This is a genomic window from Micrococcus sp. 116 (genome assembly GCF_902506395.1).
Lineage (GTDB): Bacteria > Actinomycetota > Actinomycetes > Actinomycetales > Micrococcaceae > Micrococcus > Micrococcus luteus.
This window is the reverse complement of record NZ_LR732370.1, coordinates 2334882-2355353: the sequence shown is the minus strand read 5'-3', so window position 1 is coordinate 2355353 and position 20472 is coordinate 2334882. Positions and strand designations below refer to the sequence as shown.

Sequence of the window (20472 nt, the reverse complement as noted above, 5' to 3'; positions counted from 1 at the left end):
GCCATGACCCCGACGTCAGCGCCCGTGCCGGTCCAGAGGGACCGGCTCGGGCCGAGGCTGCTCCTCGAGCGTCGTCGTCGCCGCGAGGATGCCGTGGGCGGCGGCAGCGAGCACCGCGCCGAGCAGACCGGCCACGACCGCCCGGACGCCGGCGTCGTCGATCGCGTTCAGCACCAGCCCCGGAATGACCGCGGCCCCCATCAGCAGCATCACCCACGCGGTGGAGCCGGCTCCGGCGTCAAACACGTTGCGGCGAGCCTGCTCCGCCTCGACCCGGTGATGCACCCCTCGCAGGGTGAGCATCGCCCCGAGGGCCGTGACGGCCACCAGCGTCAAACCCCACCCCAGTCCCAGATCCTGCCGCAGCCCCGCGAACACACCAGCCGAACCCACCAGGGGAGGTGCCACACCGATGCGCCACCGCCACTCACGCTCATTCCCCACCCGGCTCACAGCCCCCTGCTGGCACACGGCCCTCGGCGGTGGAGCGGCAGGTCATGCGGTCGTGGCCGTCGGGATCACTCCTGCGTAAGGGGCGGATGGAACTCCGAGGCGAGCATCGCGTAGGTGGCGCCATCCACCCAGCCGCGCGTGAGATGCAGAGACTCTTCCTTGAACGTGCCCTCGTGACGCATCCCCACCTTCTCCATGATGCGCAGACTCGGAGCGTTGTCCGCGAAGGCATGAGCCTCCACGCGCCGCACACCCAGATCGTCGAACGCGAAGCCCAGCAGGGCTCGCGCAAGCTCGGTGCCATAGCCCTGCCCCGCCTGGCGCGGATCGATCGTCCAGCCGAGCTCGGCCTGGGCGTCCCGGGCTTCCTCCCGCGGGCCGCCCTGACTCCACGCGTCCTGCACCGCGACCTTCCCGACACCGACGATGACGTCTCCGGCCCGCACGGTGAGGCGGTCCCCCGCCCCGAGGTAGGACTCGCGCAGCGCGTTCTCACTCTCCGGGCGGCCGGAGGTCCACGACCACACCTGCTCGAGACGGCAGAAGCTCCACACGGCGGGTGCATCGAGACCCCGGAACGGGGTGAGGGTCAGCCGGCGGGCTCGCAGCGGGAAGCAGACGCCTCGACTCGCGGCGAGCTCCAGGAGAGGGGTGGCCATGACAGACAGGGTACGAACAAAAGTCCTCGAGTCAGCCCCCGGACAGACCAGTGCCCACACCCTGCGTCGATGTCAGATCCACGCGGCCTCTCAGGGCCCGTTGACCTCGGGCAGATCCCGCCACGGAGTCCCGCACCTGCACCGGTAGATGATCGCTTCGACCATCGTGCGGGCATCCGAGAAGGGCCGGCCCTGCCGGCCCGTGCGATCTGGAGCAGCGGGGCGATCAGCTCCGATCGGGCGTCGAAGACGACCTGGAACCGGGACATGGCTCCCCGGATCTCAGCGGGTCCCTGGAGCCATTCTCAGACACGCCCTAGGCCATCTCCAGCGCCGAGGCCCGCCTCACATCCGAGGAGGTCCTCCACGCTCAGGTGACGCGGCTCAGACACGATGCAACAGTCGATCGAGGGCCTCCCGCCCGGCGGCCCGCTCACGGACGTCGTCGGAGTCCATGAGGTCCAGCGCCACGACTGTTTCAGTGCGAAGCAGGGCGGAGGGATCCACGGGGGCAGGTATGTGTCGGATCACCACTTCCCCCGCCGCCGAGGCGTCGAGGCGGAGCCGCGACTGGAGAGCCTCCAGGTCGCCGAGCAGATAGCCCTCCTCCCGCTGGTTCCCTTCGACAGCGGCGAGCCCGAAGCGGCGGGCGAGATCCGACTGATCCAGGGCGGACACCCCCGAGGGCACGAGAACGTCGGCGAGCTTGGCTCGGGCTCGAGGCGAGGCGTGGAACCGGTGGGGCCGGGCCCTGTTCTCAGCCAGTCGGTGCATCTCGGCAGCGGTGAGCGTTCGCAGCCGGGAGCGCAGACGGGAGATCCGCGGCTGGTCGAGGAAGGCCCGTCCGTTTCCTCCGGCAAGGAGGTCGACGGCGGCCCAGGCGGTCCGCGGAGCCCAGGTGCGGCCGATACCCGGCGCCCTGCGGGCACGACGGGCCAGGGCACGCTCATCGATGAACCAGGATTCTCCGAGGCGGCGGGCCGGCACATCACCGTCCTCGACGAGGCGCCGCACATAGCGGTCGGAGACCTTGAGGCGCTCGGCGGCCTCCCCCACCGTCAGAAGAGTCATGCAAGAAGAGTACCGGAGCCGGACCTGTTCATGCATGCCCGGGGAGCCCTGACTTTGAGACCCTGTCATGCCATGCACCGAGAGCGCGTGGCCCTCTCACCAGAGCCGTACTCCACCAGAGCGGAGACGGAAGGGCCATCGACAGCAGCGCCTGGAAGGGGGCAACACACCCTGGGGCGATCCCTTCGGCCTGACGCTCCTTGATCCTTCGACGCTCGAACTCAGCGAATGCGGCCTTGATGCCGAGCATGAGTCCGGCTACGGGGGAAGTGCCGGGCCTGGGCACCGTGATCCCACTCGGTCGAGACCCGTACGGTGCATCCCTTGTCGGTGAGCTCGTCCACGCTCGCGTACAGATTCCGGGTGACCCGGCCGAGCCGGGCCACGACGTCGTCGACCGCTGGGGAATCGACCGCCGACGCACTCTCGTCGTCTAGCGCCCGGCCAGAGACGTGGCCCAGGCCCTGCCCACGACGATCGAGCGCCTAGAGTGATCCACATCACTCTCGCCGTGGCCTCTCACCCTGAACAGGAGCCTCATGTCCGCCACGTCCACACGTCCGCCCACACCCGGACCCTCGGGCCGTACCGCCCGCGAGGGCACGTTCTTCAGCCGCGCCATGCGCCCGCTGAACACGACGATGGAGCGGTTCATCCCGTCCTCGCTCGTGTTCACCATCGTGCTCACGTTCGCGGTGGCAGCCCTGTGCCTGCTGCTCACTCCGGCCGGGCCGGCCGACGTCGTCGTGGGCTGGGGTGACGGTCTGTCCGGACTGCTGGCGTTCATCACGCAGATGGCGCTCGTGCTCATGCTCGGACACATCCTGGCGAACACCGGCCCGGTGCGCCGTCTGCTCGCCAGGCTCGCCAGCATTCCCCGCACGCCCCTGGCCGCCTACATCTTCGTGTTCGTGGTGGCGGCGGCGGCCTCCCTCATCACGTGGGGCCTGGGCCTGGTGGTCGGTGCGCTGCTGGCCAAGGAGGTCGCGGCGCAGGCCCGTGAGCGCGGGCTGGTCCTGCACTTCCCGATGCTGGTGGCCGCCGGGTTCTCCGGGTTCGTGGTGTGGCACATGGGGTACTCGGGCTCCGGCCCGCTGACGGCCGCCACCCCCGGTTCGTTCCTCACGGAGAGCCTGGACGGCCGGACGGTCCCGGTCTCGGAGACCACCTTCTCCTGGTGGAACATCACCGCCGCCGTGGTGACCGTGCTCGTCGTGGCCCTGGCCCTGTTCCTCGTCGCCCCGCGCGCCGGGGACCGGATCGTGGAGCTGGAGATCGACGCGCGGGACCAGGACGCCGTGCCCGCACCGGAGATCGAGACGCCGGCGGACCGCCTCGACGCCTCCCGTGTCCCCACGCTCCTCGTGGGCGCCATGCTCGTGGTCTATCTGGTGATGCACTTCGTCGGCGGCGGCACCCTCACCCTGGACATCGTCAACTGGTCCTTCCTCGCGCTGATCCTGCTGCTGGTGCGCAGCCCGCACGAGCTGATCGGCCTCACCCAGTCGGCCGCGTCCAACGTGGGCGAGATCCTGCTGCAGTTCCCCCTCTACGCGGGCATCCTCGGCATGATGACGACCACCGGCCTGGTGGCGGTGCTCTCGGACGCCTTCGTGGCGATCTCGAACCCGGTGACGTTCGGCCTGCTGGCATTTCTGGCCGCGGGCCTCGTGAACTTCTTCGTCCCCTCCGGCGGCGGACAGTTCGCCGTGCAGGGCCCGATCATGCTCCAGGCCGGCGACGCGCTCGGCGTGGACCCGGCCATCACCATCATGGCCGTCTCCTACGGCGACCAGTGGACCAACATGATCCAGCCGTTCTGGGCAATCCCCCTTCTGGCGATCGCCGGGCTGAAGATGCGCGACATCCTGGGGTACACCACGGTCGTGCTGCTCGCGTCGGGGCTCGTCTTCGGCGGCACGCTCCTGCTCGTCTCGCTCTGACCCGATCGGCCGATGCCGGACGTGGCAGGACAGACGAAGGGCCCCGGGATCACCGGGGCCCTTCGCCTGTCATCACTCGCACCTTCATCACTCGCACCTCGATGAAGTGGTTCCACCGTACGAACCGAGCATGGGCGCAGCCGTCACGCAGCCTGGCAGTTGCCTGGCAATGGCCGCCTCAGCCCAGGGCACCGCCGGACTCCGCCAGGTAGCACGTGCCGCACAGGGACTCGTAGGTCACCTGGACACCGTCGATCGCCACCTGGTCCCCCTCGAACACGAAGTGCTCGGCGCCCGTGGCCGGGTCAACGACCTTGCGCGTGTTGAACACCGCCTTCCGGCCGCACCGGCAGATGGTCTTCAGCTCCTCGAGGGAGTGCGCCAGCTCCAGCAGCCGCGCGGAGCCCGGGAAGGAGCGGGTGCGGAAGTCGGTGCGCAGTCCGTAGGCGATCACGGGGACGCCGTCGAGCACGGCGATGCGCAGCAGGTCGTCCACCTGCGCCGGCTCGAGGAACTGTGCCTCGTCCACGAGCAGACACGCCACGGGCGGGGCCTCCACGTGCCCCACGAGGGCGTCCGGGTCGTCACCGGTGGCGTGCCGGCGGAACAGCTCCCGCACGTCCGCGCCCGCCGGGACGAGGAAGTCCACGGCGCGGGTCACACCGAGGCGGGAGACGACGTCGCCCTCCCCCTTCACGTCCACCTCCGGCTTGGCCAGCAGCACCCGCTGGCCGCGCTCCTCGTAGTTGAAGGCGGCCTGCAGCAGGCCCGTGGACTTGCCGGAGTTCATGGCCCCGTAGCGGAAGTAGAGCTTGGCCACGGCCCCGCTCAGCCCCGGGCGCGGCCCTGGCCGGCCTCGATCTGCTCTGCGGCCGTGGGGTCCGAGTCCCGCAGGAAGGTGCGGATGCGCTCGACCTCCTCGGACTCCCCGATCCCGGCGGCCGCGCGGCCCAGCGCGTACAGGGCGCGCAGGAAGCCGCGGTTGGGCTCGTGGGCGTACGGCACCGGGCCGGCGCCGCGCCACCCCGCCCGGCGCAGCGCGTCCAGACCCCGGTGGTAGCCGACGCGGGCGTACGCATAGGAGTCCACGGTCCGGCCCTCGGCCCACGCGTCCTCCGCCATGAGCGCCCACACCAGGGAGGACTCGGGCGCCACCGGCACGATGTCCTCGGGCAGGTCACCTGCCTCGAGCCGGGCCAGCACCTCCGGCTCCTCCGGCAGGCGCGTGGCCGGCGGCTCCATCAGGTTCTTGCCGATCAGGGACTCGGACATGGGATGCCTCTTCTCCTCGCGGACGATGCGGTCGCGGCCGAGTCTATCGACGGCGCCGGACGCCGGACGGATCGCCGTCCCCGCGTCCAGGACGGTCCGGTACCGTAGGCGCAGCGTCCGTCCGCAGCCCCACGCTCCCGGGGCCGGGCCGCCGATGCCGTCGAAGGAGCCTCCATGACCCACCCCGCGCCCGCCCGCCGCCGTGCCCCGCTGGCCGTCGGCGTCGCCGCCCTCGCCCTCGCCCTGGCCGGCTGCGGCTCGGCCGGCCAGTCCGGTGAGCCCGCCTCGTCGACCGCCGCGGCGCCCAGCGGATCGGCGGCCTCGGCCGCGGCCGGCTCGGCCACGGAGAGCCCCACCGACCCCGCGTCCGCCGCGGCGTCCCGCGTCCGTGAGGCCCTCGCGTCGGAGTCCGCCGAGGGCACCCCGCGCGCCGAGCCGCGTCAGGCGTTCGAGACCGTCGGCCCGGGCATCAAGGACGGCGCCGCCACCGAGGCCTGGAAGAACACGGCCGCGGTCCGCAACGACACCGTCTCCGTGATGGACTGCACGCGCGACGTCCTGGACCAGCGCACCCTGGACGCCGTCGCCACGCACATCCCGGACAGCTCGAACATCGAGATCGTGCAGCTGTTCGCCTCGCAGGACGAGACCCACGAGTTCCTCACCTGCGTCTACAACGGCTACTTCGAGTACAGCCCCGGCATGCCCCTGGCGCAGGTCCACTACCAGCACAACCTCGACGGCTCCCGCCTGGAGTGGTGCCAGGAGGAGCCCGCCGCCGTGGCGGACGAGTACACGTTCGACCCGAAGACCGGCAAGGGGCTGCTCGCCCTGCTGCGCCCCGGCATGGTCGGCGGCCAGGACGGCGCCCCCCTGCTGCCCCAGCGCACCGCGTGGGCCTGCTCCGAGGACGGCAGCGAGATGGTCTCCGTGACCATGGGCTCCATGGAGGGCTTCGGCGACGCCAACGGCGGCCTCACCCAGGTGAAGAACTCGCCGGTCGCGCAGAGCACCACCCTCGTCACCGAGACCCGCGACCACCTCGCGGACACCGTGCTGAAGGACGCCGGGGACTTCCAGGAGGTCATCAAGCTCAGCTCGCCGTTCTTCCTGAACGCGCAGATGGACGAGGAGACCCTGGCCCAGGCCCGGGAGATCCCCACCGGCCGCGTGCCCGACGAGCTGCTGAACAACCAGTCCACGATCGACCGCCCCGAGGGCGCCCCCGGCCCCGTGGCCCCCGGCCAGCCGCCGCGGCCGTTCCAGGGCGCCGCGCGGGAGGCCGCCGAATCCCAGCGGGCCGCGGAGGCGTCCGCCTCGGCGTCGGCCAGCCCGTCACCGACGAAGTCGGCTTCGGCCTCCCCGTCCCCCTCCACGTCCGGGGACTGACACCCGGCACGACGACGGCCGGTCACCTCGTGAGGTGACCGGCCGTCGTCGTGGGGCCCGGCGGATCAGGCCTTCGCCGCGGCGTCGTCCTGACCGGCGAAGTGCCGGCGGTACGCGCCCAGGGTGAGGAACGCCGGGTACTCCGGCGGCAGGGCCGACTCGCAGAACACGCGCACCGCGTCCTCGAACCGGTGGCCCTCGGGCAGCGGGCCGGCGAGGATCCGAGCGTGCTCCTCGCGGATCAGCTGCTCCATCCAGCCGCGGTTGGCGGTCCGCACGCCGCCCTCGGTCAGCTGCACACCGGTGCCGTTGTGTGCCCACTGCCAGATCTGGGACCGGGAGATCTCCGCCGTGGCGGCGTCCTCCATGAGTCCGTGGATCGCGGCGGCGCCGTTCCCCCGCAGCCAGGACTCGATGTAGCGGATCCCGACCTCGATGTTCATCCGCACGCCGGCCTCGGTCACCGAGCCCGTGGTCGCGGCGACGTCGAGCAGGGCGGCCTCGTCCGGCACCACGTCCTCGCGGCGGCGGGTGCGGATCTGGTTCGGGGCCTCGCCGAGCACGGCGTCGAACTCCTCCCGGGCGACCGGCACGAGGTCCGGGTGCGCCACCCACGAGCCGTCGAAGCCGTCGCCGGCCTCGCGGGCCTTGTCCGCGCGCACCTTCTCCAGCGCGGCGGCGTTGGCCTCCTCGTTCCGGCGGTCCGGGATCACGGCAGACATGCCGCCGATCGCCGAGGCGCCGCGCCGGTGGCAGGCCCGGACCAGCTGCTCCGTGTAGGCCCGCATCATCGGCTGGGTCATGGTCACCTCCGAGCGGTCCGGGAGGACGAACTCGGCCCCGCGGTCCCGGAAGTTCTTGATGATGGAGAAGATGTAGTCCCAGCGGCCGGCGTTGAGGCCCGCGGCGTGGTTGCGCAGCTGGTACAGGATCTCCTCCATCTGGAACGCCGCGGTGATCGTCTCGATCAGCACGGTGGCCCGGATGGTGCCCTGGGGGATGCCCAGCTCGTCCTGCGCCGCCACGAACACGCAGTTCCACAGCCGCGCCTCGAGATGGGACTCGAGCTTGGGCAGGTAGAAGTACGGGCCGTGGCCGCGGCGGATCAGCTCGTCGGCGTTGTGGAAGAAGTACAGGCCGAAGTCCACGAGGGCGCCGGCCATCGGCTCGCCGTCCACGCGGATGTGGTCCTCGAGGAGGTGCCAGCCGCGCGGGCGGACGATGATGGTCGGCCGGTCCGTGAGCTCGCGCTCGCGCAGCCGGTACTCCTTGCCCTCGGGGGAGGTGAAGTCGATCTGGTCGCGGATCGCGTCGAACAGGTTGACCTGCCCGTCCAGCATCCGGTCCCAGGACGGCGTCGAGGAGTCCTCGAAGTCGGCGAGCCAGCCCGAGGCGCCCGAGTTGAGGGCGTTGATCGTCATCTTCCGATCCACGGGGCCGGTGATCTCCACGCGGCGGTCCTGCAGGCCGGGGGCCAGCGGCGCCACACGCCAGGAGTCGTCCTCGCGGACCCGGCGGGTGGACCGCAGGTAGTGCGGGTTCCAGCCGTCGGTGATGCGGCGCCGGGTGTACTCCCGCTCCTCGAGCAGCCGCCGGCGGCGGTCCTCGGCCAGCCGGTGCAGGCGGCCGAGGAACGCCAGCGCCTCGTCCGTGAGGATCTCGGCCTGCCGCCCGTCGACCGGCCCGTGGACGGTCACCACGGGGGCGGCGCCCTCGGGGATGACGACGGGGATGGCCTGGGTGCTCACGTCATGCGGCAGGGGCGTGTGCTCCCGAACGTCGTCGGCATGGATCTCGTGCAGGGTGGGGGTCGTGGTCTGCGGGCTCATGGGACTGCCTCCTCGCGGTCTCGGCTGAGCGGATCAGTGGAACTGGCCGGACTCCGTGGAGCCCGCCAGGGCCACCGTGGAGCTGTCCGGGTTGATGGCGGTGGACACGGCGTCGAAGTAGCCGGTGCCGACCTCGCGCTGGTGCTTGGTCGCGGTGTAGCCGCGGGCCTCGTCGGCGAACTCGCGCTCCTGCAGCTCGACGTACGCGGACATCTGGCGCTCGTTGTATCCCTTGGCCAGGTCGAACATCGAGTGGTTCAGGGCGTGGAAGCCGGCCAGCGTGATGAACTGGAAGGTGTAGCCCATGGCGCCCAGCTCGCGCTGGAACTTGGCGATGGTGTCGTCGTCGAGGTTCTTCTTCCAGTTGAAGGACGGCGAGCAGTTGTAGGCCAGCATCTGGTCCGGGAACTCGGCCTTGACGGCCTCGGCGAACTTCCGGGCCAGCTCGAGGTCCGGCGTGCCGGTCTCCATCCAGATCAGGTCCGCGTGGGGGGCGTAGGCCTTGGCGCGGGCGATGCAGGGCTCGACGCCGTTGCGGACCTTGTAGAAGCCCTCCGCGGTGCGCTCACCGGTGATGAACTCGGCGTCGCGCTCGTCCACGTCCGAGGTGATCAGGGTGGCCGCCTCGGCATCGGTGCGGGCGATGATCACGCTGGGCACGTCGGCGACGTCGGCGGCCAGGCGGGCGGCGTTGAGCGTGCGGATGTGCTGGCCGGTGGGGATGAGCACCTTGCCGCCGAGGTGGCCGCACTTCTTCTCGGAGGCCAGCTGGTCCTCCCAGTGGACACCGGAGGCGCCGGCGGTGATCATCGACTTCATGAGCTCGTAGGCGTTGAGCGGGCCGCCGAAGCCGGCCTCGGCGTCGGCCACGATCGGCACGAGCCAGTCCTCGACGCTGCTGACGCCCTCGGCGTGCTCGATCTGGTCCGCGCGCAGCAGGGCGTTGTTGATGCGGCGCACCACCTGCGGCACGGAGTTGGCCGGGTACAGGGACTGGTCCGGGTACGTGTGGCCGGAGAGGTTGGCATCCGCGGCGACCTGCCAGCCGGAGAGGTAGATGGCGCGCAGCCCGGCCTTGACCTGCTGGACGGCCTGGTTGCCGGTGAGGGCGCCGAGGGCGTTGGTGAAATCACCGCGGGCGTTCTCGTCCTTCAGCTGGGTCCACAGCTTCTCGGCGCCGCGGCGGGCCAGCGTGTGCTCCTCCTGGATCCGGCCGCGGAGACGGACGACGTCCTCGGCGGTGAAGCTGCGCTCGACGCCGGCCCAGCGGGGGTTGTGCTCCCAGTCGTGCTGGAGCTGCTCGGCGGAGGCGGGAGTGGAGTGGTGGGGCTGGGTGGTCATGACGTCCTCCTGAGGATCGGTCCGGTTCGGTGAGGGGTTCGGTGCGACGTGTCCGTCGCTGCCGTTGACATCCACCTTGGCCCCGGGCAAGGCCCTCTGGAGCACAAAATCGGTGGAAACTCCGGCTGTTCCTGCCACTGGGTCAGAACGTGACGGTCCTTGCGCCCCGGTGTGGTCTGGGTCACGACAACGGCCCCCCGCTTGTCAAGAATGTGACTTTCTTTCCGTCACACGTGATCTCCTCCCCGGTTCCGTCTACAGTTCCGCGCATGATGACCCGCCCGCTTCCCGAGGACAGCGCGACCGTGGACACCGTCGCGCTGGGCCGCCGCGTCCGGCACCTGCGCAAGCAGGCCGGCCTCACCCTGGACCAGCTCGCGGAGCGCACGGGAGTGAGCGGCTCCCACCTGTCCCTCGTGGAGAACGCCCGCCGCGAGCCGCGGCTCTCGCTGGTCCAGCGGATCGCGGAGGTCCTGGGCGTGCCGGTCGAGGACCTGCTCACCGGCCGGGCCCCCACCCGGCGGGCCGAACTGGAGATCGAGGTCGAACGGTTCGCGCGCTCGGAGCACTACGCCTCCCTCGGCCTGCCGCCGCTGCGCATCGGGCCCCGCACCCCCACCGAGGTCCTCGAGGTGATCGCGGGGCTGGAGGCCGAGCTGCGCCGTCGCCTGGAGGAGCAGGCCGCCACCCCCGAGGAGGCGCGCCGCGCCAACGCCCAGCTGCGCGCCCGGATGCGCGCGGTGGACAATCACTACCCCGACCTCGAGGCCGAGGCGCATCGGCTGCTCGACGCGATCGGCCACACGGGCGGGCCGCTGGGCCTGCACGCGGTCTCGGAGCTGGCCGAGCACCTCGGCTTCACCCTGCGCTTCGTCCCGGACCTGCCGCACTCCACGCGCTCCGTCACGGACCTCAAGCACGGGCGCATCCACATCAGCGGCTCCCGCTCCTCGGACCACGACCGCCGCACCGTGGTGCTCCAGGCCCTCGCCGCCGCCGTCCTGGGCCACGGCGAGCCGCGGGACTACGAGGACTTCCTCGCCCAGCGTGTGGCGGTGAACTACCTGGCGGGCGCGCTGCTCATGCCGCAGCGGGCGGCGTCGTCGCTGCTGCGGGCCGCCCAGAAGCGCCGGGACCTGTCCGTGGACGACCTGAAGGACGCGTTCGGCGTCTCCTACGAGGCCGCCGCGCACCGGTTCACCAACCTGGCCACCGTGGACCTGGGCATCCGCTGCCACTTCCAGAAGGTCCACGAGACCGGGGTGATCCACAAGGCCTACGAGAATGACGGGATCGTGTTCCCCGCCGACCACACCGGTGCGATCGAGGGCCAGCAGGCGTGCCGGAAGTGGGGCGCACGGCAGGCGTTCTCCCGCAACGACCGGTTCCGCGCCCACGCCCAGTACACGGACTCGCCCAACGGGACGTTCTGGTGCACCTCGATGATCGAGAACGGCCCCGACGGACTGTTCGCCCTCTCCGTGGGCACCCCGTTCGAGCATGCTCGGTACTTCCGCGGCGCGGACACCCGCCACCGGGTCACCTCCACGTGCCCGGATCCGCGCTGCTGCCGCCGCCCCGACCCCGAGCTCGAGGCCGCGTGGGGCGGGCACGTGTGGCCCGCGGCCCGCATGCACGCGCATCTGCTGGCGGCCATGCCCACGCAGACCTTCCCCGGTGTGGACGAGCGTGAGGTCTTCGAGTTCCTCCAGGCCCAGGAGGAGCGGGAGGGCTGAGGACGACGCCGGCCCGCACCCTCACGCGAGGGTGCGGGCCGGCGCGGCGGACGGCGGGGTCAGCCGATACTCTTGCCGGCCGAGTTCAGCTCGGTGCAGGCCTGGACCACGCGGGCGGCCATGGCCTCCTCGGCCTTGGCGCCCCACACGCGGGGGTCGTACTGCTTCTTGTCGCCGACCTCGCCGTCGACCTTCAGGACGCCGTCGTAGTTCTCGAACATGTGCCCGGCCACCGGGCGGGTGAACGCGTACTGGGTGTCCGTGTCCACGTTCATCTTCACGACGCCGTACTCCACCGAGTCGGCGATCTCCTGGGCGGCGGAGCCGGAGCCGCCGTGGAACACGAGGTCGAACGGGCGCTCCCTGCCGAACTTCTCGCCCACGGCCTGCTGGATCTCCTGCAGGATCTCCGGGCGCAGCTTCACGTTGCCCGGCTTGTAGACGCCGTGCACGTTGCCGAAGGTCAGCGCGGTGAGGTAGCGGCCGTGCTCCCCGAGGCCGAGGGCCTCCACGGTGGCGATGCCGTCCTGGACGGTGGTGTAGAGCTTCTCGTTGATCTCGTGGGCCACGCCGTCCTCCTCGCCGCCCACGACGCCGATCTCCACCTCGAGGATCTGCTTGTTGGCGTGGGTGCGCGCGAGCAGCTCGCGGCCGATCCGCAGGTTCTCCTCGAGGGTCTCGGCGGAGCCGTCCCACATGTGGGAGTTGAAGATCGGGTCGCGCCCGGCCTTCACCTCCGCCTCGGAGGCGTCCAGCAGGGGCAGGACGAAGCCCTCGAGCTTGTCCTGGGGGCAGTGGTCCGTGTGCAGGGCGATGTTCACGGAGTACTTCTTGGCGACCTCGCGCGCGAACGCGGCGAAGGCCAGCGAGCCGGCGACCATGTCCTTCACGGAGGAGCCGGAGAAGTAGGCGGCGCCGCCGGTGGAGACCTGGATGATGCCGTCCGAGCCGGCCTCGGCGAAGCCGCGGATGGCGGCGTTCAGGGTCTGGGAGCTGGTGACGTTGATCGCCGGGTAGGCGAAGGCGCCGTTCTTGGCGGCGTCGATCATCTCGGCGTACTTCTCCGGGGATGCGATGGGCATGCTGCAGCTCCTAGGCGTCGTCGACTCGGGCAGGCGGGGGGAGCGCGGCGAGCGCGACACCCTCGGGCTCATCCTATCCGCGCGGCCGGACCCGCCCCAGGGTCCCGGACCCGACGGCGACGCCGGCCTGGGCACGACCCCGCCGTTGGCCTAGGGTGAGCGGCGTCACATTCGCATCCGAGAGACCGGAGACCGCCATGGCCCCCGCACGCCGCCCCTCCCGCCGGGTGCGACGGGGTCGGGGCCGGCCGCCCGGGGGATTCCGGGCGGCCGGGCCTCACCGGCCCTTCTTGGGGGCGAACGCCTTGGCGATGAACCGTGCCGCCAGGTTGAGCAGCATGACGATGGTCACGAGCAGCAGGGCGGCTGCCCAGGCGCGGGCGGTCGAGGGGTCCGCCGCCGTGGGCGAGGTCGGGGCGACCAGCTGGCGGTAGATGTACACCGGCAGCGCGGTCATCCAGTTGTCGAACGGGTTCCAGTTGATGCTGGTGGCGAAGCCGGCCGTCACGAGGATCGGCGCGGTCTCGCCGGCCACGCGGGCGATGGCCAGGGTGACGCCGGAGGCGATGCCGGAGATCGCGGTGGGCAGGACCACCTTGGCGATGGTCTGCCACTTGCGCACGCCGAGGGCGTAGGAGCCCTCGCGCAGCTCGTTGGGCACCACGCGGAGCATCTCCTCCGTGGAACGGACGACCACGGGGATCATCAGCACGGAGAGGGCGATCGCGGCCGTGAGACCCATCTGCACGGACTGCAGTGCGGTGGACTTGCTGCCGGTGACCAGGGTCAGGACCCACGTGATCGCGGCGTAGGCGAAGAGGCCGGCCACGATCGAGGGGATGCCGGTCATGACGTCCACGAAGAACACGATGGCGCGGGAGAACCAGCCGCCGCGGCTGTACTCCACCAGGTAGATGGAGGTGAGCATGCCGATCGGCACGGAGATCAGGGTCGCGATGATCGTGATCACGACGGTGCCGATCAGGGCGTGGCCGAAACCGCCCGCGAGCCCGCCGGCGGGCTTGCCGTCCTCCACCCACGCCGAGTCGTCGATGCCGGTGATGCCCTTCATGTCGTACGCCATGATCTGCGGGTTGGCGATCAGGGTCGGCAGACCGGCGGAGAGGACCGACCACAGCACGGAGACCAGCGGCACCAGGGCCACGAGGAACGCCAGCCACACGAGGTTGCGGCACAGGCCGTCTGCGGCGCGGCGCCGGTTCTCCATCACGCGGGTGGCCACGTAGAGCCCCGCGATGTAGAGGATGGCGGCGATGATCACGAAACCGACGACGTTGAAGGCGCCGCTGAGCAGCACGGTCAGGCCGGCGGCGACGACGGCCGCGGCAGCTGCGACGGCCATCCAGGTCCAGCCGGGCTTCTGACCCTCGGTCAGGGAGTGACGCCGCGGCGTCACGCTGTCCTCGGTGGCCCGGGGAGAAGTCGAGACAGTGCTCATGTCAGTTGGCTCCCGAGAATTCCTTGTGCTTGTTCACGATCGCGCGGGCGATCATGTTCACCGCCAGGGTGATGATGAAGAGCATGAGACCGGCAGCGATCAGCTCGTTCAGGCGCATGTTGAACGCCTCGGGGAAGTTGAGCGCGATCTCCGACGGGATCGTCTGGTTCCTGCCGGACTCCACGAGCGACCAGGAGAAGACGCCGCCGGAGAGCACCATGGTGACCGCCATGGTCTCGCCGAGCGCGCGGCCGAGGCCGAGCATGATCGAGGAGATGATGCCGGCCCGGGCGAACGGGAACACGGTCATCTTGATCATCTCCCAGCGCGTGGCGCCGAGGCCGAGCGCGGCCTCCTCGTGGAGCTTCGGGGTCTGGGTGAAGATCTCACGGCAGAGCGCGGTGATGATCGGCAGGACCATCACGGCCAGCACGACGCCCGAGGTCAGCAGGGTGCGGCCCGTGGTGGTGGCCGAGCCGCCGAAGAACGGGATGAAGCCCAGGTTCTCGTTGAGCCAGCCGTAGATCGGCACCATCAGCGGAGCGAGCGTCAGCCAGCCCCACACGCCGTAGACCACGGAGGGGATCGCGGCCAGCAGATCGATCACGAAGCCCACCGACTGCGCGATGCGCGGGGGCGCATAGTGCGAGATGAACAGGGCGACGCCGATCGCGACCGGGGTGGCGATGAGCAGAGCGATGATCGACACCATCACGGTGCCGGCCATGAGCGGCCACACGTACTGGAAGAAGGAGTCCGCAGACACGAGCTCCGCACCCGGCTGCAGGGCAGGCCATGCCTCCGTCAGGAGGAAGACCGCCACGAAGGCGAGCACGAGCAGGATCAGGACGGCGGCCGCCAGGGCCCCGCCGGAGAGGAGCTTGTCTCCGGCGGCTCCGCGGCGGGGGCCGCGCAGGCTGGACGGCTTCGGTGCCGCCTCGTTGGTGGTTGAGGACACGGTGCCTTCCCTCAGATCGACGTGCGTGGTGATGGACGGGCCGCGACGAACGAGTGCCCTGACGCGGCTTCAGCCGCCGGGCCCGTGGGGCCCGGCGGCCGAAGCGGCGGTGGGTCAGCCGACAAGAAGCGACATCAGCCCTTGACCGAGATGGCCTCGATGCGCTCCATGGCCTTCTTGCGGGTGTCCTCGGAGATCGGGGCGTTGCCCGCGGACTCCTCGGCGGTCTTCTGACCGTCCTCGGACACGACGTACTCGGCGAAGGCCTTGACCTGGTCCACGGTCTCCTGCGACTCGTACTGGTTGCAGTAGATGTGGTAGGAGACCAGCACGACGGGGTACACGCCGGACTCGTCGGTGGCGCGGTCGAGCTCGATCGAGCCGTCCTCCTTGGCCTCGGACTTCTCGACGGTCGCGGCCGCGGCCTCGGCGGAGTACTTCACGTACTCCTCGCCGACCTTCACGGACACGGTGCCCAGCTCGCCCACGGCGGAGGCGTCGGCGTAGGTGATGGCGCCTTCGGTCTGGGAGGCCAGGCCCACGACACCCTTGGTGCCCTGGGCGGACTCGGCGGTGATGTCGGACGGCCAGGTCTCGACCTCGTCGTAGGACCAGGCATCGCCGGCGGCCTCGGTGAGGTAGGCGGTGAAGTTCTCGGTGGTGCCCGAGTCGTCGGAACGGTGCACGACGGTGATCGGGGTGTCGGGCAGCTCGACGCCCTCGTTCTGCGCGGCGATGGCCTCGTCGTTCCAGTTCTTGATCTCGCCGGAGAACACCTTGGCGATGGTCTCGGCGTCCATCTTGACGTCATCGACGCCCGGCAGGTTGTAGGCCACGGCGATCGGGGAGATGTAGGCCGGCACGTGGAACGCGCCCTCGTCGCCGCAGTTCTTCTTGGCGGACTCAGCCTCCTCCTCCTTGAGGGCGGCGTCGGAGCCGGCGAAGGAGGTGGCACCGGCGAGGAACTTCTCACGACCGGCACCGGAGCCGTCCGGGGAGTACTGCACGGTCAGGTTCGGAGCGGTCTCGGTGACACCCTGGGTCCAGGCGGTCATGGCCGCCTCCTGCGAGGAGGCGCCGGCGCCGACCAGGTTGCCCTGGACCTCGGAGGTGGTGCCCTGCTCGCCGCCGGCGGAGCCGGAGGCATCGGAGCCGCCGTTGCCGCTGTCCGCGGAGGAGCAGGCGGTCAGGGCGATGGCGGCCACGGACAGGAGGGCGGCGGAGCGGCCGAAGCGGAGAGCCTTCACGAAGAGCCTCTTTCAATCGGATGACGACGGTGAGGGCAGAGCGTCCGGCTGGCCCGGTTCTGCACCGCACTCGACCGTACGGTCCAGAGGTGAATCGAGTGCTCGGCCGGGGTGAACAGATGGTGAACGGGAGCGGCATTCGCAGGAATGAGCTGTGCCGTGGGTCACAATGCTTGGTTGAGCCTCGCACGGCGGGGGCTCCGCGGCGTCGGACTAGGCTGGCCGCATGACGGACCGCTTCGCCACCGCCACGGGCACGGTGCCGATGGTCGACCCCCAGACCCGCGGGGAGCGCCTCGGCCGCTTCCTGCGTCGGCGCGCCCGTGCGGGTTGGTCCCGCGTCCGCTCCTCCGTGGGCCAGGCCGCCCTCGTCGCGGTCTGCGCGGTGGGCGCCTATTGGTTCGCGGAGACCATCCTGGGCCACCAGCAGCCCCTGTTCGCCTCCACCGCCCTGCTGATCGCCCTCGGCTTCCAACGGGAGCCGAAGCTGCGCAAGGTGGCCGAGGTCGCCGTCGGCTGCACCGTCGGCATCCTGATCGGGGACCTGCTCATGGTCGGGCTCGGCCGCGGCCTGTGGCAGGCCTCGGTGGTCGTGTTCGTGTCCGTGATGGTGGCCCGGTTCCTGGACTCCGGCGCCACGTTCACGATGCAGATGTCCCTGCAGTCCGTCCTCGTGGTCCTCCTGCCCATCGGCGCGGGAGGGCCGTTCGTCCGCAGCCAGGACGCGATCGTGGGCGGCGTCCTGGCCCTGCTCGTCACGTTCCTCTCACCCCAGGACGTGCGACGCCCCGCGGTGCGTCAGCTGGGTGGGCTCTACAACTCGATCGCCACGGTGCTGCGCGACCTCTCCCGGGCCCTGCGGGACGACGACTCCCGCACCGCGTGGATGGCGCTCGTGGCCAGCCGCGGCACGCACACCACGCTGGAGGCGCTGCGCAACGAGCTGCGCGTCACGCATGAGCAGACCGTGTTCAACCCGCTGCACCGCTCCTCGCGCTCCTTCGTGGACGACGCGGTGAACGCGGCGGATCGCTCGGACCTGGCGGTGCGCTCCCTGCGGATCGTGGCCCGGCGGGTGGTTTCGGTCCTGGACGAGGGCGTGTTCGACGACGACGACCGCGAGCGCCTGGCCGCCTGGTTCGACGACGCCGCGGACGCCGTCGAGATCCTGCACCGCTCCCTCGTGGAGCCGCAGGCCGAGGGCCGCCACCGTTCGCTGTCCGTGGCGCGGGACGCCCTGGGGGCGTCCGCGTCCGCACTGGACCCGCACCAGCTGGGCGGCGGGTCCGTGCACGGCGAGGCGCTCGTGATGCTGCTGCGGCCGATGATGGTGGACCTCATCGAGGCCACGGGCGCCGAGCACGACGAGGCGCGGGCCTACCTGCCCCGCGTCTGAGCCCGACGGCGGAGCGCGGCCCCGGCGGTCGACGGCGGGGCCGTGCGCGGGCCGGTTAACGCGTCCGCCCCGGCTCCTAGAGTGGGCGCATGGCCACCAAGACCGCCCCGAAGCGCGCCCCCGGATACCGCTGCACCGAGTGCGGCTGGACCACCGTGAAGTGGGTCGGCCGCTGCGGGGAGTGCCAGTCGTGGGGCACGGTCGAGGAGATCGGGCTGACGTCCACCACCGGCCGCACGCGCGCGGCCACGGTCGCGGAGGTCGCGCCGCGCATCGCGGACGTGGACGCCACGCTGGCCTCGTTCCGCTCCACGGGGGTGCGCGAGCTGGACCGTGCGCTCGGCGGCGGCCTCGTGCCGGGCGCGGTGATCCTGCTGGCCGGCGAGCCGGGCATCGGCAAGTCCACGCTGCTGCTGGACGTGGCCGCCCAGACGGCCCGCGGCGCGGGCGGCGGCGGTCCGCGCTCGGTGCTGTACCTGACGGGTGAGGAGTCGGCGGCGCAGGTGCGCTCCCGCGCAGACCGGATCGGGGCGATCGCGGACACCCTGCGCTTGACGGCGGAGACGGACCTGGGTCGGGCGCTGGGGCAGATCGAGCGGACGGACCCGGAGCTGGTGATCGTAGACTCCGTGCAGACCCTGCAGTCCACCGAGGTGGACGGGATCGCCGGGGGCGTCAGCCAGGTGCGCGAGGTGGCGGCCAGCCTCATCCGCACGGCCAAGGAGAAGGGGATCACCACGGTCCTGGTGGGCCACGTGACGAAGGACGGGACCATCGCGGGTCCGCGGCTGCTCGAGCACCTCGTGGACGTGGTCTGCCAGTTCGAGGGGGACCGCCACTCACGGCTGCGACTGGTGCGTGCGGTGAAGAACCGCTTCGGGCCCACGGACGAGGTCGGCTGCTTCGATCTGCGGGAGGACGGCATCGAGTCCCTGGACGACCCCTCCGGTCTGTTCCTCTCGGGCGTCTCGGAGCCGGTCGAGGGCACGTGCGTGACGGTGACGCTCGAGGGCCGGCGCCCGCTCGTGGCCGAGGTGCAGTCCCTGCTCACCCCGTCCGCCGGCGGCAGCCCGCGCCGCACCGTCTCCGGCGTGGACGCGGCGCGCGTGAACATGCTCCTGGCCGTGCTCCAGCGCCGGGCCCGTTTCGCCCTCGCCCAGGACGACTGCTACGTGGCCACCGTGGGCGGCGTGCGACTCTCGGAGCCCGCCTCGGACCTGGCCGTGGCCGTCGCCGTGGCCTCGGCGAAGCTCTCGGCCCCCGTCCCGCAGGGGATGATCGCGGTCGGCGAGCTCGGGCTGGCCGGGGAGGTGCGCCCCGTGCCCGGCATCGGGCGACGGGTGCGCGAGGCCGCGCGGCTGGGCTTCACCCGCGCCCTGGTCCCCCGCTCCCCCGAGCCGCTCGGGGACGTCCCGGCGGGCTTCACGGTGGCGGAGGTCGGCTCGATCGGCGAGGCCCTCGCTACGATCCCCACGTGGACGGGCGGCGGCCCGGCCGCGCGTCCGGAGGCTGGCCCCGGCCGCTGACGACGCGCCCGGCTCAGCGGGACGGCGACGGCGACGGGTCGGTGGTCGTGGCCGGCGCCGCGGACGGCGAAGCCGACGCCGATGCTGAGGCGGACGCCGGAGCTGAGGCGGACCCCGACGGGGAGGTGCTGCCGCTCGAGGAGGGGGTGGCCGAGGAGCTGCTGTCCTGGGCCCCCGGGGCGAGCTCCTCGAGGATCTTCAGCGCCACGGGGCGGGAGGTGACGTCGCCGAGGCTGACCGTCAGCAGATGGGGCCCGGGCTCCGCGAGAGCGCCGAGTCGGCCGCAGTCCTGGCTCGAGGCACGGCCGGACCAGCGGTACACGGCGGTGAGCTCCTCGTGCGGGTACAGCACCCGCTGGGCCTCCGCGGGGTCCGCCTGGCAGATGCGGGTGGAGAAGACGTCGTCGCCCTCGGCCGTGCGGATCCTGAACTCCTGTCGGGCCGTGCCCACATCCGTGCGGCACGGGGTCGAGGAGAGGTTCGTGATGCCCAGGCGCAGCTCGGCCTCCTCGCCCCGCTGGTACTCGGACCGGTCCGCGGAGGCGGTGATCCGCAGGTCCGAGGGCTGGCACTCGGCCGCGTCCTCGAGGGCCACGGTGGGCGAGGCGGAGCCGGACTCGGCGTCCGTCGCCGGGGCGGGCGACGGGGAGTGCACCGGCGTCGGGGCGGCGGAGGGGTCGGCGTCCTCGGAGGAGAAGGCGCCGATCCCGGCGCGGACGAGCGCCACGACGGCCCACCCCACCAGGAGCAGGAGCACGAGGGCGAGCAGGGCGGCCACGAGCCGCCGGCGGCGGTAGACGGCGGGGGACGGCTTCGACCCGGGGGAAGTCGGACGAGACGGCATGCGATCCAGGGTAGGCGGCGGCGCACCCTACAGTGGACGCCATGCCCGCGCCCGCCCCCCTCGTCCCGCCCACGGTGGACGTGCCGCGCCTGCACGACGCGGTGCTGGGCTGGTTCGCCGTCCACGCCCGGGACCTTCCCTGGCGCAGCCCGGACTGCTCCCCGTGGGGCGTGCTCGTCTCGGAGATCATGCTCCAGCAGACACCGGTCGTGAGGGTGCTGCCCCGCTGGCGGGAGTGGCTGGAGCGCTGGCCCACCCCCGCGGACC

The 20472-nt window shown here is 71.5% G+C and carries 17 protein-coding genes and 3 pseudogenes; 6 read left to right on the top strand and 14 right to left on the bottom strand.

All coding sequences use genetic code 11. The features are described from left to right. Nucleotides 1-15: 15 nt before the first annotated feature. From CITRIK5_RS11055 to CITRIK5_RS12280, 5 genes and pseudogenes are all read right to left on the bottom strand, one after another. The gene (locus tag CITRIK5_RS11055; RefSeq protein ID WP_236557206.1) at nucleotides 16-327 is read right to left on the bottom strand and encodes a hypothetical protein; all 312 of its coding nucleotides are present in this window, start codon (nucleotides 325-327) and stop codon (nucleotides 16-18) included. 191 nt (nucleotides 328-518) lie between these two features. Further along, complete coding sequence (locus CITRIK5_RS11050; RefSeq protein ID WP_233569970.1) at nucleotides 519-1112, bottom strand: GNAT family N-acetyltransferase; 594 nt, start codon at nucleotides 1110-1112, stop codon at nucleotides 519-521. Between the two features lie 93 nt (nucleotides 1113-1205). Continuing rightward, nucleotides 1206-1381: pseudogene (locus tag CITRIK5_RS11045) on the bottom strand (transposase); the annotation flags it as partial. Nucleotides 1382-1496: 115 nt separating this feature from the next. Beyond that, nucleotides 1497-2183 (bottom strand): helix-turn-helix domain-containing protein, encoded by a 687-nt coding sequence (locus CITRIK5_RS11040; RefSeq protein ID WP_020626743.1) that lies wholly within the window; start codon nucleotides 2181-2183, stop codon nucleotides 1497-1499. 175 nt (nucleotides 2184-2358) lie between these two features. Then, nucleotides 2359-2451, bottom strand: a pseudogene (locus CITRIK5_RS12280) (recombinase family protein); the annotation flags it as partial. Nucleotides 2452-2803: 352 nt separating this feature from the next. Here CITRIK5_RS12280 and CITRIK5_RS11035 point away from each other — a divergent pair. Then, entirely contained in the window at nucleotides 2804-4126 is a 1323-nt protein-coding gene (locus CITRIK5_RS11035; RefSeq protein WP_044658673.1) for a short-chain fatty acid transporter, read from the top strand. 178 nt (nucleotides 4127-4304) lie between these two features. Here the strand turns inward: CITRIK5_RS11035 and CITRIK5_RS11030 are convergent, their stop codons facing one another. Both CITRIK5_RS11030 and CITRIK5_RS11025 read right to left on the bottom strand, forming a co-directional pair. Next, nucleotides 4305-4946, bottom strand: a complete 642-nt coding sequence (locus CITRIK5_RS11030) for a thymidine kinase (RefSeq protein WP_010079593.1) — start codon at nucleotides 4944-4946, stop codon at nucleotides 4305-4307. Between the two features lie 8 nt (nucleotides 4947-4954). Then, nucleotides 4955-5398 carry a DUF3151 domain-containing protein gene (locus tag CITRIK5_RS11025; protein WP_078025967.1) on the bottom strand — a complete coding sequence of 148 codons (444 nt, stop codon included), beginning with the start codon at nucleotides 5396-5398 and terminating at the stop codon, nucleotides 4955-4957. A 174-nt stretch (nucleotides 5399-5572) separates the two neighbouring features. Between CITRIK5_RS11025 and CITRIK5_RS11020 the strand changes: the two genes are divergently transcribed. After that, on the top strand, nucleotides 5573-6787 hold the full coding sequence (locus tag CITRIK5_RS11020; RefSeq protein ID WP_036341081.1) for a hypothetical protein: 1215 nt from the start codon (nucleotides 5573-5575) through the stop codon (nucleotides 6785-6787). A gap of 65 nt (nucleotides 6788-6852) precedes the next feature. Here CITRIK5_RS11020 and aceB read toward each other — a convergent pair whose 3' ends face one another. Then, entirely contained in the window at nucleotides 6853-8616 is a 1764-nt protein-coding gene (gene aceB / locus CITRIK5_RS11015; protein ID WP_080772563.1) for a malate synthase A, read from the bottom strand. A 33-nt stretch (nucleotides 8617-8649) separates the two neighbouring features. Then, nucleotides 8650-9957 (bottom strand): isocitrate lyase, encoded by a 1308-nt coding sequence (gene aceA / locus CITRIK5_RS11010; protein ID WP_119217599.1) that lies wholly within the window; start codon nucleotides 9955-9957, stop codon nucleotides 8650-8652. 269 nt (nucleotides 9958-10226) lie between these two features. On the opposite strand from aceA, the gene CITRIK5_RS11005 reads away from it, so the two are divergent. Then, the gene (locus tag CITRIK5_RS11005) at nucleotides 10227-11693 is read left to right on the top strand and encodes a helix-turn-helix domain-containing protein (protein WP_078025969.1); all 1467 of its coding nucleotides are present in this window, start codon (nucleotides 10227-10229) and stop codon (nucleotides 11691-11693) included. A gap of 59 nt (nucleotides 11694-11752) precedes the next feature. On the opposite strand, the gene fbaA is transcribed toward CITRIK5_RS11005, so the two are convergent. The 4 genes from fbaA to pstS all read right to left on the bottom strand — a co-directional run bounded on the left by fbaA (nucleotide 11753) and on the right by pstS (nucleotide 16439). Then, complete coding sequence (gene fbaA / locus CITRIK5_RS11000; protein ID WP_095695227.1) at nucleotides 11753-12775, bottom strand: class II fructose-bisphosphate aldolase; 1023 nt, start codon at nucleotides 12773-12775, stop codon at nucleotides 11753-11755. 277 nt (nucleotides 12776-13052) lie between these two features. Continuing rightward, nucleotides 13053-14234 carry a phosphate ABC transporter permease PstA gene (gene pstA / locus CITRIK5_RS10995; protein WP_049147799.1) on the bottom strand — a complete coding sequence of 394 codons (1182 nt, stop codon included), beginning with the start codon at nucleotides 14232-14234 and terminating at the stop codon, nucleotides 13053-13055. Nucleotide 14235: 1 nt separating this feature from the next. After that, on the bottom strand, nucleotides 14236-15192 hold the full coding sequence (gene pstC, locus CITRIK5_RS10990; RefSeq protein WP_060974251.1) for a phosphate ABC transporter permease subunit PstC: 957 nt from the start codon (nucleotides 15190-15192) through the stop codon (nucleotides 14236-14238). A 134-nt stretch (nucleotides 15193-15326) separates the two neighbouring features. After that, entirely contained in the window at nucleotides 15327-16439 is a 1113-nt protein-coding gene (gene pstS, locus CITRIK5_RS10985) for a phosphate ABC transporter substrate-binding protein PstS (protein ID WP_060974250.1), read from the bottom strand. Nucleotides 16440-16665: 226 nt separating this feature from the next. On the opposite strand from pstS, the gene CITRIK5_RS10980 reads away from it, so the two are divergent. Then, complete coding sequence (locus CITRIK5_RS10980; RefSeq protein ID WP_060974249.1) at nucleotides 16666-17835, top strand: aromatic acid exporter family protein; 1170 nt, start codon at nucleotides 16666-16668, stop codon at nucleotides 17833-17835. Between the two features lie 89 nt (nucleotides 17836-17924). Next, nucleotides 17925-19361, top strand: coding sequence for a DNA repair protein RadA (gene radA, locus CITRIK5_RS10975; protein ID WP_123244182.1), 1437 nt, complete (start codon nucleotides 17925-17927; stop codon nucleotides 19359-19361). Between the two features lie 13 nt (nucleotides 19362-19374). Here the strand turns inward: radA and CITRIK5_RS10970 are convergent, their stop codons facing one another. Next, complete coding sequence (locus tag CITRIK5_RS10970) at nucleotides 19375-20205, bottom strand: hypothetical protein (protein WP_123244183.1); 831 nt, start codon at nucleotides 20203-20205, stop codon at nucleotides 19375-19377. Between the two features lie 41 nt (nucleotides 20206-20246). Here CITRIK5_RS10970 and CITRIK5_RS10965 point away from each other — a divergent pair. Then, nucleotides 20247-20472 (top strand): annotated as a pseudogene (locus tag CITRIK5_RS10965) (A/G-specific adenine glycosylase); the annotation flags it as partial.